The organism is Carboxylicivirga sediminis (assembly GCF_018156225.1).
GTDB classification, from domain to species: domain Bacteria; phylum Bacteroidota; class Bacteroidia; order Bacteroidales; family Marinilabiliaceae; genus Carboxylicivirga; species Carboxylicivirga sediminis.
In genome coordinates this window covers 1-13,008 of the sequence record NZ_JAGTAR010000043.1, presented here as the reverse complement: position 1 = coordinate 13,008, position 13,008 = coordinate 1, and the positions used below count along the sequence as shown (strand labels likewise).

The following is a 13,008-nucleotide window of genomic DNA, read 5'->3' as shown; positions in this document are numbered from 1 at the left end:
ACAATAGTTTTCAACATCCACCCAAAGTTGTCCAAAACTTTTTATCTAAAGGCTATATTCCAACACTTTAACATCTCCCGATTATTGAGAAAGTTTTCCATTTTGATATTTTTATTAACACAAGAAGAAAATTTCCTGCTAGCTATTGTAATTTTCAAAAGGACTGAAATTACTATTAGTATAATGCGATCACCACCACTTATGCATCAATAAAAAATCTGAATACCACACCTAAATTCCATTTTTTGGAATGTTATTAACACACTATTAAATACAAATAAAAAAAGCTGAAAAACATCGTTCTTCAGCTTCTCTAGTATATTTCAATTAATATTTAATCCTCAGCAAACAGCTCGGTCATAATTAAGCTGGTTGCTCCACACATCCTATCCACATATTGACGTGCATTAGCAGACAGCGCTTTTAAAGTATCAGGCTCATCCCATAGGCTTTCCATTTGCCGGTTAAACTCATTGGCATCTTTTACAGAAAAACCGCCCTTAACCTCAATCAAGTCGCGCGCCTCCTTAAACTTCCTGTAATTCGGCCCAAAAAGCACTGGCATGCCATAAGTAGCAGCTTCCAAGGTGTTATGAATTCCCACGCCAAATCCGCCGCCAATATAAGCAACCTGTCCGTATTTGTAGATAGACGATAGCATACCAATCGTATCGACAATCAATACACGAGCTTTATCAGGCTCTGCTGCCTCTTCGGTATAACGAAAGAATGGCACATTCAGTTTTTCCTCTATCTGCTTGATATGTTCCCTATGAATTTCATGAGGTGCAATAATCAGCTTAACCCCGTCATTTACCTTTTGGATATAATTGAGTAAGATATCTTCATCGGGTGCCCATGTACTACCCGCCACAATCACTTTCTGACCCGAAGCGACAAAACGCTCAATCAATTCGAAATCCTTCGACTCCCCGGCAATGGTACGCACACGATCAAAACGCGTATCGCCTGCTACCGAATAGTTGATAATTCCGATACCAGCTAATAAATTGCCAGACACTTCATCCTGCACATAGAGCTTGTCAAAAGTCTTCAGCATATTACGAAACCAACCACCATATGACTTAAAGAAGGTCTGCTCTTTTCTAAATATCATGGACACCCCATATACGGGCACACGGCGCTTTGCCAGCTCACGTAAAAAGTGATGCCAGAATTCATACTTTATGAAAAAGACTTTTTCGGGGTTGACAGCTTGAATAAACGCCTTGGCATTACGCCAGGTATCTGCCGGCAGATACAAAACATGATCGGCCAAATCAAAATTTTTACGCACCTCATAACCTGATGGAGAAAAGAAGGTAAGCACTACCTTATAATCGGGATGCTGCTCTTTAATCTTCTCAATTATTGGACGACCTTGCTCAAACTCCCCCAAACTGGCAGCATGAATCCACACAACCTTACCTTCCAGCCGCAATTCTTTTATCCTGCGCTGTGTTTCCTTTCGCCCTTCATGTAGCAACTTAGCTTTTACATTAAATGGAGCCAGCAACTTCAGAGCAATTGAATAAGCCCCAATGCCAATATTATATAGTAACGTCATTGATTAAACTTTTGGGCAAAGATAATAGTAAAAATAAAGCTGATGAGTTGATAAGCTTGAAAGTTGACAAACAACAAAGCCTGCCAACTTACGTCAACAGGCCCTATTAATATATTTTCATATAATAATTATCCCCGAATCGCTTTAACCCCTGGTAATTCTTTTCCTTCCAGGAACTCAAGAGAAGCACCACCACCTGTAGAGATGTGGCTCATCTTATCAGCTAAACCACTCTGATTAACAGCAGCAACAGAGTCGCCACCACCAATAATAGAAACGGCTGATGAATCAGCTACAGCCTGACAAACTCCGAATGTACCTTTTGAGAAGTTAGGCATTTCGAAACATCCCATAGGACCGTTCCAAACAACCGTTTTTGCACCAGCAATCTCAGCAGCGTAAGCAGCCGTTGTTTTAGGACCAACGTCTAATGCCATGCGACCTTCTGGTATATCGTTACCAACTTCCATGATATCTGCATCATCAGCAAATTTATCAGCAGCCAGATTATCAACAGGCAACATGAAGTTAACGCCATTCTTTTCAGCATCAACCAGAATTTGCTTAGCTGTTTCTACCAAATCTTCCTCTACTAATGAGTTACCTACATTGTGTCCCTGAGCTTTAAGGAAAGTATAAGCCATACCACCACCAATTAAGATAGTATCTACCTTAGTGATTAACGACTTCAACACCTCTAATTTACCTGATACCTTAGCACCACCAACGATAGCAACAAATGGCTTTTCGGCGTTTTCTACAGTATCACCTAGGAATTTAATCTCCTTATCTAAAAGGTAACCTGCCATCTTCTCATCCATAAACTGAGCGATGATAGTGGTAGAAGCATGTGCACGGTGAGCTGTACCGAAAGCATCATTCACATATACATCAGCCAACTCAGCTAACTGCTTGGCAAATCCTTCGTCACCTTTTGTTTCTTCATTGTGGAAACGCAGATTCTCTAACAACAATACTTCACCACCTTTAAGATCGGCAGCCATTGCTTTTACCTCATCACCAATACAATCTGGTGCAAATTTTACATCAACACCTAAAGTAGCAGAAAGATGAGCTACGATATGCTTTAATGAGAACTCTGGCTTAGCCTCGCCCTTTGGACGACCTAAGTGAGACATTAAAATTACAGCTCCGCCATCAGCCAACACTTTTTTGATGGTTGGTACCGCAGCACGTATACGAGTATCGTCTGTAATTTCAAATTTATCATTTAAAGGCACATTAAAATCCACACGGATTATCGCCTTTTTTCCTGCGAAATTAAAACTGTCAATTGCAGCCATTTGTGTATTGATTTTTATAATTCAACAATGAGTCGCAAAGATAAGAAATTAAAAGAGGTATTGTGATAAAAATCAGTATTTGAATTGCAATTTAAAATTCTTTAACGATGAATAGTGTTGAATAAAAAGACAGCCAATGAACACATTCAATAATATGATGCTAAAGCAACCAATAATCAGCTGCATTTAAGCCCCTAGCCAGCGTTAAAAACCACCCATTCAGCAAATCTTTTCGATTGTATTTCATGGGCGCCTTTGTATGCCAGTCGAACAGTTGCCCCCCCGATGCTTCCACTACGGCCTGTCCGGCTGCAGTATCCCACTCCATAGTAGGGCCAAGGCGTGGATACAGATGTGCTGCACCTTCGGCTACCAAACACATTTTTAAAGAACTTCCCCGCGAAACCAGATTCACAGTGCCTTCCTTTTCCTCCAATGCCTTCACAAAGGTCTCCGTTTCTTTGGAGAAATGGCTAACACTGGCTACCACAGTACACACCTCCGTTTCCTGACAAGGCAGCAGAACACCAGTCATATTTGCTATCAGCTCGTCAACATCCTTTGTCTGCCAGTTATTTACCAATTCAGCTTTATAAGCACCAGCAGCATCACCCCAGTATAACCATCCCAGATAAGGCGCAAAAACCACTCCCATAATTGGTTTTTGCTTTTCAACTAACGCAATGTTTACCGTAAATTCACCACTCCTTTTTACAAACTCCTTGGTACCATCAAGCGGATCTACAATCCACAATTGGGTCCACCCACTTCGCTGGTTGTATTCAATTGCATCTCCCTCCTCGCTTAAAACCGGAATATTGGTAACCTTAAGGTAACTGTCTATCACCTGGTGGCTTTTCAAATCGGCCTCAGTAAGCGGCGAATCATCACTCTTAAGTCTGACTCCAAAATCATCCGAGTTAAACACGTTGAGTATTTCTTTACCAGCTTCGATAGCTGCTTCTATGGCTAAATGCGTTTGTTGATTCATTATTTCTGTATTATTCTAAATGACGATTTCTCTGTAATGGAAAAATTCCTCAAATCGATATTTTGCAAAACAATTAAACCAGGAATAGCCCCTTCACCAATAATACCCCACTCGGTATTACCAAGCAATTGAGCCGCCCTAAATGTGTGCTTCAACAAGTAGTGTCCCAAAGGTGCCATACCCCTTTGCTCTTTAAGGACTTCCTTTATCGCAGACCATGCGCGTTGATAATCATCGAGTGCAATTATATCGTTGCCCTCTTGCCATCGCAGTACACCATTAATAAGACCTACTCGTTTCACACACGCAATAACATGTGGATCAGTTGAAGAACATGAGGCCACGAATCCCGGCACAATAATACCGGGGAAATATTCCAAACCCGCCTCCTCTTTAAATTGACTACCCATCTCACGCACACCAACAATTCTTCCGTCGACATCCAATTCTACAACTGGTGACTTCCCAAAAGTACCATCCGACTTTAAATAATAGTGAGCACTAACCTTGCGCATTATTGTAGATCTACTCTCTCCATTCCAACAGTAGGGATGAAATTTAGCTTAACCTCTTCAATATCAACCACCGTTGCTGTTGTTGTATCATGTTCCAACAAAAAACCGCTCACATTTATCACGTGTTTACCTGCGTCAATTTTATGGGAGATATTACCATTCACTTTGTTAAATGATTTATGAATCTGGTAATATATAGTATCCAAAGTGCTATCGGCATACAAGGCGATCATCTTCATTTGAGCACTATCTAAAAATCCACCTTCTTTGAAGGTATAGCCAGCGTATAGGCGAAGAATACCACCACTGATAGAATCAAGTTCAATATTGTATGGCACACGGTTATCCAACGAATCAGCCCTATCAAAAGGTACATGGAACACTGTGGTATCGCTCCACAACTCTAACCTACTGGGTACCTTGGGCAGTTTCTTCTGTTCTTCTTTTTCCTTATTCATTTGATTTTTAAGCTCTGCATCTCGCCTGCTCAAAATCTCAATCACCTCACTGTAAACATCGGACAACACAACAGGATGTGCGGAATACCATGCCATGGCGGTATCAAACTCGGCTTTATTTATCTGGTGTCTGTCCAATACGTATTTATAGTAGCCCGAAACACGATCTTCATCACCGGAATTATATGACAGGCGTGTTTGCCCCAACACACTTTCCACCTGGTAAACATCGGCTAATATTTCCGCCATCTTTTTCTCACCAGGCAAGCCCCTTGGTACCTTTGGACGAGTTGAACATGCACTCCCTAAAACCAGCACAATTAGTAGTAAAATAAACTTCTGCATAACTATTGATTTACCGTCCATCAGCTCTTAGCATGGTTCGAATCGTTTTTAATATAATAACAAAATCAAGCCTTAATGACCAGTTGTCAATATACTCCAAATCCATGCGCATCCATTCCTCAAAAGACACATCGTTGCGGCTGGGTGATATTTGCCAGACGCATGTTATTCCAGGCTTCATAGACAAGCGCCTCAGCTGCCAGCGTTCATACTCACGCACCTCTGCCGGCACAGGTGGACGAGGCCCTACAATAGACATATCCCCCAACAGAACATTAAAAAACTGAGGTAACTCATCCAAACTCGTTTTTCGCAGAAAATGTCCTATCCCTGTAATTCGCGGATCCTTCTCAATCTTAAAAACAGGACCATCCATTTCATTTTGCTCCATTAAACTAGCCTTGAGATCCTCGGCATTGGTTACCATAGTACGGTATTTATACACCCAAAACTTACGCCCTCGCATCCCTACACGTTTTTGCTTAAAAAAGATGGGACCTTTTGAGCTTAGTTTAATACCAATGGCAATGCCAATAAACAAGGGTGAAAAAATGGTGATGACCAGAAAGGAACTGACAAAATCAAATACGCTCTTTAATTTCAACAACAAGTAATCTACCGGCGTATTGGATATCGTTAACACAGGTGTAGTGTCAAAATAGTGCAAGTGTGTTTTATTGGTCAGCATATTGAAAAATGGCGATGACATACGAAAAACAACACCCAACTCATTGCAACTAGTTAAGAGAGCCATTATTTCCTCCATCTTTGCCTTCTCGCGACAATAGATAACCTCATCTATTGTTTTATCCTCAATTAGTTTATCAACATCTGCATCCTCAGGAAGTAATGGCACCAGATCGCCAATTCGCTCATGTAATTCCTCATTACCCACAACACCAATTATACGATAACCCCATTCTTTATATTTCAGCACCTGTTTAACAAAGGTAATTGCAGACTCATCACCAACGATGAGAATGTTCCGGTAATTTAATCCTCTGCGACGAGCACTCTTCAGGTAGGAAAAAAACACGACTTTAAGCACAAAAAGGAAGGTTGCAGATACAGCACCAAAGTATATTAGTGGTGTGACACCTATGTAGTGCAGGTTAAACATAAACACAGCCAGGGCCAAAGCTCCAACACCAACAATAGTCATCCCAATTACATTAAATAGCAGGATTGAAAATGGCCTGGAGCGATATATTTCATTGGTTCTAAACGCCTTTGACAACAAAAACCACAAGCCCAGTACCACCAGGTGCAGAATAATGGAGTCCTTATTGCTTAGAAAGGTAAACTGCCCAAAGTATAAGTAGAAAGCAACATCCAGAGCCAGCCAGGCAATGATTGAATCTAATATTGCCAGAAAGTTGTATACGACTCTTTCTTTTTCCTTTAACATTCGCGTGTGTTTTATTTCTTACAAAAGTAAGTAAATAGATATATAAAAAAACAATATTACCAGTTTAGACTAGGCACATAAGTCAGGCTCATCTGCCCACCAACCGATTTATACAGCTGACCAACATCAAATGCCAACTTACCCTTCATACTCAGATTTTTTATCCATGGCATATTCCAATCCAGCTCAACCATAGAATAAACCTGCCTTTTAGAGTCTGAAAAAAAATAGTTTTCAGTACGTTCCCAACTATACCGCCCGCGAAACTCTTCCCCATAACTTCCTTTATTAATGGTGTAAGTACTTTTGACCCTATATTTCAAACTGTCATTGATTCGCCCTTCAGCACCAATATGAAAGCCATTTACCCTGTTATTGTAAAAATATACCTGGTCAACCTCCTCCCATAGTGCAGCATAGCGCCTTACTTTGTCCGCTGTATGATAAAGTGCGGTACCCATATTCATGCCATGGTATACCCAACCGTTATAATAAGACCCATTGTTCATGTAATCATCTCTACCTCCATACATATGCCCCTCATTGAGCGATATCTCCAGGTAACGCGACACCTCATCTTCCGTCCAGCCTGTTCGAGTTTCTCCAAATACCTCGTACATAAATCCATCCAAATCATCATTTATTTCATGCATCCAGATGATGGAACCCTTCTTATGACCGCCATAGTCAACCGGGTACAATGGGTCTGGGATACCGTACCCTGATTGATGATCAGTTCTAAAAACTTCAACAGAAACACCGCTTAACCATTCTATATGCTTCGGATGAATCAAAAAGCCCAAATAGTAATCCTTATCGTAGCGGTTATATATTTTTAAACCGGAAGCATCGGCAAATGGCTTCTGGTAATACACATGTATATCTGCCTTATCTGTGTTCCAGTTAAAACCAAAATCCCACATACCCATATGAGCACCAGCAGCATTGGTTTCTTCTCCGCCTCCTAAAGTAGCCGAACCCTTAGCCATGAACGTTGACCAGAAGTCTACCGGTATTTTATTCCCGTTGGGACGAGTACCCCCGTATAATGCTGAATGCACGAGTCCCGCATATGGCTTTACCGCTGTATTTCCCAGGCGGATGTAGGCAAACTTCTCATGCAACAGCAGATCATTGGCACTATTATTTCGTTCCACTCGCTCATCATTCAACCAACCTTGCGAAATACCACCTTTTATCTCTACCCAATTTTTGGTGAATCCCAAAGGCAAATAATCAAAAATCCCCACAGTAACGCGTGGAATGGGTCTGGCATTTGAATTCATCAGAAAACTACCCGATGTGAGTTCATCGTTGTAAATAATGGGTGAGAACTGTTGCTTCCCCAGAGAAAAATCAAGAAACCAGGCATGCCCACTTAGGTAAGCCTCCTGCAATACACTTTCTGAGATATCAACGTTCACCAACCCTCTGACACCTGCATCAAGCGAAAAGTTACCCTCGTCATATATAAAATACTGTGCCCCCAATTCGGTAAGCATGCCAAAATGCCCGAACTGTTCAAATCGCCCCCACTCATTAGCCGTGAGCCACATGGGGCGAATATCGTTGGAAGAGACCTGGGTGTGCAAAGACACACCCACCTTAACAGCATCATCTTGTGCCACAATGCTCATGCAACTGCAAGCCAGCACACACGACAATAGTAACTTTTTTAAAAAACTTATGCGCTTAATATTATTTTCTATCATTTTCATTTATATCAAAAAAAACAAAAACGTAAAGATAATGATATGCCTTGTGAAAGAGAATCAACAAATGTTATTAATCTGCAGGTATCGGTTTTATCTATTGATTTACTTATCCTTTTATTATCTTCGCTGCTCAATAATTAACAAATCAGAACATTGAGAAGCCTGCTATTAATCACTATTTTATTTACCCTTATAGTCACATCAAATGGTCAAGCCTCTGGTAACATAGACAACAAACTTCAGAAGCACACGTATCTTACCACGCGTATCCATGGTGGCATTGTGGTACCTCACCATGTCAATATGATGTACTTTATTGATGATTTTTCGGGAGGCATTGAAATCACCTATGGACGCTCCCTCTTTACACCCCAAAGTTGGGAAAGTTACTTTAATTACCCTGAAATTGGACTCGGATTTTATTATGGCACTTTCGGCAACAAGGATATATATGGGACTGGCTATGCCCTTTTTCCGTATATCAACTATAACATCTATCGTAGTCCTAAACTGTCCATCCAGAATAAAGTATCCATGGGCCTTGGCTATGCCACTAAACCTTTTGATATTGAGACCAACACTTACAATACTGTCTTCAGTTCACACCTGAATGTCTATATTGGTCTGGCATTACTTATGGATTACCGTATCCACAAGCATTTCTCGCTTTCTGCCAGTGCCTCATTAACTCACTTATCCAATGGCGCCTACCGCAAACCCAACCATGGTGTCAACACCCTCACTGCCAGCCTTGGTGCCAAATACCACTTTAACGATGCACTAACACCTGTATTGCCCAAAGAAGTTGCACCACCAAGTAACAAACGCGAAGTATTGATTGTGGGCAGCATAGGGAGAAGCCAAAGTACTCCGTATAATCAGCAGCTCTACTGGAGCGGTAGTTTAAGCATCAATCACCTGTGGCATATCAATGAAAAAAGAGCAGTAGGCCTGGGGTTTGACCAGTTTTACTCTGAAACAGCTCCGTACAGCTGGGAGGCCTATGAGAAAGCCGGTGAAGAAGCCACTTTCTCCACACAGGATTACCTCTTTAATGCCGTATTTGCCTCCTACAATGTTTTTCTCGGCAAAACCACCTTATTTGTTAATGTTGGCACTTATTTACACACCAATATTAAACCGCCTCAGCCAGTTTACCCAAGATTAGGCATACGGCATTATGTTACCAAGAACTTAATTGCTAATTTTAGCGTTAAAGCCAGCTTCTTTCGTTCTGAATTTCTGGAATTTGGACTGGGTTACAGCTTCCGTTACAACAAGAAGAATAAAGCATGAGAAGATTGATTTACATAGCCTTAAGCTTAACTACCCTCCTGCTGTTTGGTGCCTGCGAATACATCCACAACCTTATGGATGATGGTGATATTACTCAGCAGGAACAGGTGATAGGCCCCATCCATCATATTATTGCTGATGCACCTTGCCGTATTGTGTTACACAACAATGAAACAGACCTTGTTCTGGTTAAAGGCGTTAATCGCCTGCTCGACGATCTTGAGTTGTCAACCGATAATGGTACGCTAACCATAGAGCATAACAAAAAGAACTTCTTGCAAAAAAGCAAACTCATTGAAATTGGTATTTCTGCCAGGCATCTTAACAAAATTACAGCCAACATGGCCATTGAATTAGAAGCTCCTGAAACTATTAAGACTGATCAGTTTACCATGATTGTAAACGGCGGCGCCAAATTTGCTGAGATCTCACTCAATCTGGACTGTCAAAATGTTACACTTAATGTGTATGGCAACAATAATATTGGCAACTATTACATTGGTGGCAACAGTGCCAATTGCTCATTTACCCTGGAAGGAAGCGTTAACATTGATGCTTCGGAACTTAAAAGTAACACCGTTAAGGTCACACATAAATCAATTGGCAGCTGTAAAGTCTTTCCGGTGATCAGCCTGCAGGTATATACCTATTCGTCGGGCAATACCTATTACAAAGGTCAGCCAGTTATTGAGCACGAACGTATAAAGGTCAGTTATCTGCAAAACACGGGTAACGTAATAAAAATTGATTAAAAGATTCATCATATGAACGCCCCTAAAGTAAGCTTATTCTTAACCACCTATAACTGGACTGAAGCACTATCACTATGTCTGCAAAGCATAGCTACTCAGTCGCACCTTCCGGATGAAGTCATTGTGGCCGATGATGGCTCTGGTGAAGCCACCAAAGCTATCATTAACCAGTTTAAGGCAGACTTTCCATGTCCATTGATACACGTTTGGCAAGAGGACAAAGGCTACCGTATCAATGCCATTCGAAATAAAGCCATAGCACTAGCTTCACATCCATACATTATTCAGATAGATGGTGACATTATCTGCGACAGGCATTTTGTGAAAGATCACCTGTCTTTTGCCAAGGCCAACCGATTGGTCATTGGACGCAGAACAGATATATCAGCACTGGCTACGGACCAATTTTGTCAGGAACTCAAGTACGACCATCTTTCCAGCTTCAGAAGTAAGGCTGTAGCCATTATGCACCAGCACCTGCTGTACGATGATAAGAAAGTTAAAGGTGTAAGGGGCTGTAATATGGCCTACTGGCGAGACGATGCCTATAAAGTCAATGGCTATGAAGAAAGTATGACGGGCAAAGGACCAGATGATAAGGAATTTGCCATACGCCTGATTCATGCAGGCATCAAGGCCTATAACCTGAAGTTTTATGCCATAGCTCAACACCTTTACCATGGCGATGAGGGATTACGCAATAACTATGGAGATAATCAACGGTGGTATGCTAAAACTATCAAGGCACGTCGAATAGAAGCCCTTAAAGGTTTAAACAAATAAGCATGAATATCCTGTTTGTATGCTCGGCCAAAGCGTGGGGTGGTAATGAAAAATGGACAGCGATGGCCATGAAAGCATTATCTAAGCACCACCGCCTCTTTTTTGTTGGAAAAAGCTCAAAGCTGCTAACTAAATTTGACCCACAGGAAAAGGCCGTAACGCTTCCTTTTCGCTCCTATTTTGATTGGTACACCTTTAATGCATTAAAGCGTTTTATCGCTCAAAACCAGATTGATGTAGTGGTCAGCACCAAAAAAAAGGAATACTTTATGTGCGGCATCATCGCCAGACAATTGGGTATTAAACACATTATTCGCCTGGGTGTTAGCCGGAAAATGAATATTCCAATCTGGCATAAATTGAACTACCGCACGCTGAACGATGGTTTAATAGTAAATGCCGGTTACCTAAAAGAAGAACTCAATAAAAACCCCTTGTTTAATCAACACCCGATACATGCCATTTATAATGGTATTCCCGGATTTTATTCTGACAGTCCTCTGCCCGAGAAGCAACAACATGCTAAATTTATTATTGTCAGCAGCGGGCGGATTACCAGGCAAAAGGGCTACGGCCTGCTTATTGAGGCAATCAACCTACTGGATGATGAACTAAAGCAACAGGTAGAGGTGCGCATCATTGGCGAAGGGCGCAATAAAGAAGAATTCGAACAGCAATCAACCAGCCTTCAGCTTGACAACAAAATTCGTTTTTATGGATTTGTGGATACGCCGACATTACTGATGAAGGATGCTGACATGTTTATACTATTATCTGAGCGCGAGGGTATATCCAACAGCATTCTGGAAGCCATGACCCTGGGCATTCCGGTACTCTCGACTGATACCGGTGGAATTAAGGAAGTCATTAAGGATAATCAAACCGGTTTCCTGACAGAACGTTCACCAGTTGCTATTGCTCAGAAACTGACTGAGCTAATAAGAAACCAACAGCCTATACGTGCTGTTGGTGAGAATGCCTTTGACCTTATCAAAGCAAAGTTTGCTTATGATGTGTTTGAACAAAATATCAACGAACTTTTCTGTCGACTGTAAACAACAAAAGCTCACCATTGAATAGTGAGCTTTTGCAATATAGACTCTATATTATATTTAATGAGGCATATTCACAAATGGCCTTATTGTTTTGATAATTAAATAATTATCACTATTTTGAAAGTATAACAAAACCCCGAAAACAAGCACTTTTGCCATAAATCGGGGTTTACTTTTTTTCCAATAGTGATAAAATTACAAAGTATTCCAGAATTTCAAGCTCATCTTCCACTTTTTTCTATTGAAGATAATTTCCAGGTTGTATACAATCAATTCCTTGCTAGTTCATTAGGTAAAATTTACCAAGCTATTCCATGGGATGAGCTAGTCGATTACTTCGGCATAACTGAAAGTAAGATGGGGCCAGATTGTATATTTAGCCCACAAGGCAAACTAGCGCTAATGTTCCTGAAGAACTATGCCTGCTGTTCAGACGAACGCTTAGTTGAGCAATTAAACTTCAATATTCATTACCAATTGTTTTGTCGATTACTATTGGGAGTTGGAGAACAAATCAGGAATTTTAAAATCATTAGCCAGATACGATGTGAGCTGGCAGCAAAACTGAATATCGACAGGGTTCAAAAGTGTTTAGCTCAACATTGGTTGCCTTATATGGAAGAGCTGGAACAAGTCGTTACCGATGCTACTTGCTATGAAAGTAGCCTACGCTTTCCTACTGATCAGAAACTATTATGGGAAGCTACTGATTGGTGTTATAATCGTAAGCATTCGGCCTCGCACGTCACAAAAGCTTAAATCGAGACACTCTAATTGTCCATAGAATCCATGGACAATTCTCACAATTCTAAGAGTTCT

General features: G+C 41.0%; 12 protein-coding genes. 5 read left to right on the top strand and 7 right to left on the bottom strand.

The features are described from left to right. Positions 1-334: 334 nt before the first annotated feature. From KDU71_RS20230 to KDU71_RS20200, 7 genes are all read right to left on the bottom strand, one after another. Positions 335-1,567: a 3-deoxy-D-manno-octulosonic acid transferase gene (locus tag KDU71_RS20230; RefSeq protein WP_212192937.1), complete on the bottom strand. Its 1,233-nt coding sequence runs from the start codon at positions 1,565-1,567 to the stop codon at positions 335-337. A gap of 128 nt (positions 1,568-1,695) precedes the next feature. Next, the gene (locus KDU71_RS20225; protein ID WP_212192936.1) at positions 1,696-2,871 is read right to left on the bottom strand and encodes a phosphoglycerate kinase; all 1,176 of its coding nucleotides are present in this window, start codon (positions 2,869-2,871) and stop codon (positions 1,696-1,698) included. Positions 2,872-3,031: 160 nt separating this feature from the next. Further along, the gene (cysQ, locus tag KDU71_RS20220) at positions 3,032-3,862 is read right to left on the bottom strand and encodes a 3'(2'),5'-bisphosphate nucleotidase CysQ (RefSeq protein WP_212192935.1); all 831 of its coding nucleotides are present in this window, start codon (positions 3,860-3,862) and stop codon (positions 3,032-3,034) included. Further along, positions 3,862-4,377: a hypothetical protein gene (locus KDU71_RS20215; RefSeq protein ID WP_212192934.1), complete on the bottom strand. Its 516-nt coding sequence runs from the start codon at positions 4,375-4,377 to the stop codon at positions 3,862-3,864. The genes cysQ and KDU71_RS20215 overlap by 1 nt, the downstream gene beginning before the upstream one ends. Then, positions 4,377-5,180: a DUF4296 domain-containing protein gene (locus KDU71_RS20210; RefSeq protein ID WP_212192933.1), complete on the bottom strand. Its 804-nt coding sequence runs from the start codon at positions 5,178-5,180 to the stop codon at positions 4,377-4,379. The genes KDU71_RS20215 and KDU71_RS20210 overlap by 1 nt, the downstream gene beginning before the upstream one ends. A gap of 10 nt (positions 5,181-5,190) precedes the next feature. Beyond that, a complete protein-coding gene (locus tag KDU71_RS20205; RefSeq protein ID WP_212192932.1) occupies positions 5,191-6,588 on the bottom strand; it encodes a sugar transferase in 1,398 nt (465 codons plus the stop codon). A 56-nt stretch (positions 6,589-6,644) separates the two neighbouring features. After that, positions 6,645-8,300 (bottom strand): capsule assembly Wzi family protein, encoded by a 1,656-nt coding sequence (locus KDU71_RS20200; RefSeq protein ID WP_212192931.1) that lies wholly within the window; start codon positions 8,298-8,300, stop codon positions 6,645-6,647. Positions 8,301-8,456: 156 nt separating this feature from the next. Between KDU71_RS20200 and KDU71_RS20195 the strand changes: the two genes are divergently transcribed. The 5 genes from KDU71_RS20195 (at position 8,457) to KDU71_RS20175 (ending at position 12,948) form a co-directional block, all read left to right on the top strand. After that, positions 8,457-9,599, top strand: a complete 1,143-nt coding sequence (locus KDU71_RS20195; protein ID WP_212192930.1) for an acyloxyacyl hydrolase — start codon at positions 8,457-8,459, stop codon at positions 9,597-9,599. After that, a complete protein-coding gene (locus tag KDU71_RS20190) occupies positions 9,596-10,351 on the top strand; it encodes a GIN domain-containing protein (RefSeq protein ID WP_212192929.1) in 756 nt (251 codons plus the stop codon). The genes KDU71_RS20195 and KDU71_RS20190 overlap by 4 nt, the downstream gene beginning before the upstream one ends. 12 nt (positions 10,352-10,363) lie before the next feature. After that, positions 10,364-11,134, top strand: a complete 771-nt coding sequence (locus KDU71_RS20185; protein ID WP_212192928.1) for a glycosyltransferase family 2 protein — start codon at positions 10,364-10,366, stop codon at positions 11,132-11,134. 2 nt (positions 11,135-11,136) lie between these two features. After that, on the top strand, positions 11,137-12,189 hold the full coding sequence (locus KDU71_RS20180) for a glycosyltransferase family 4 protein (RefSeq protein ID WP_212192927.1): 1,053 nt from the start codon (positions 11,137-11,139) through the stop codon (positions 12,187-12,189). Between the two features lie 402 nt (positions 12,190-12,591). Further along, positions 12,592-12,948 carry a transposase gene (locus KDU71_RS20175; RefSeq protein ID WP_212192926.1) on the top strand — a complete coding sequence of 119 codons (357 nt, stop codon included), beginning with the start codon at positions 12,592-12,594 and terminating at the stop codon, positions 12,946-12,948. Positions 12,949-13,008 lie beyond the last annotated feature (60 nt).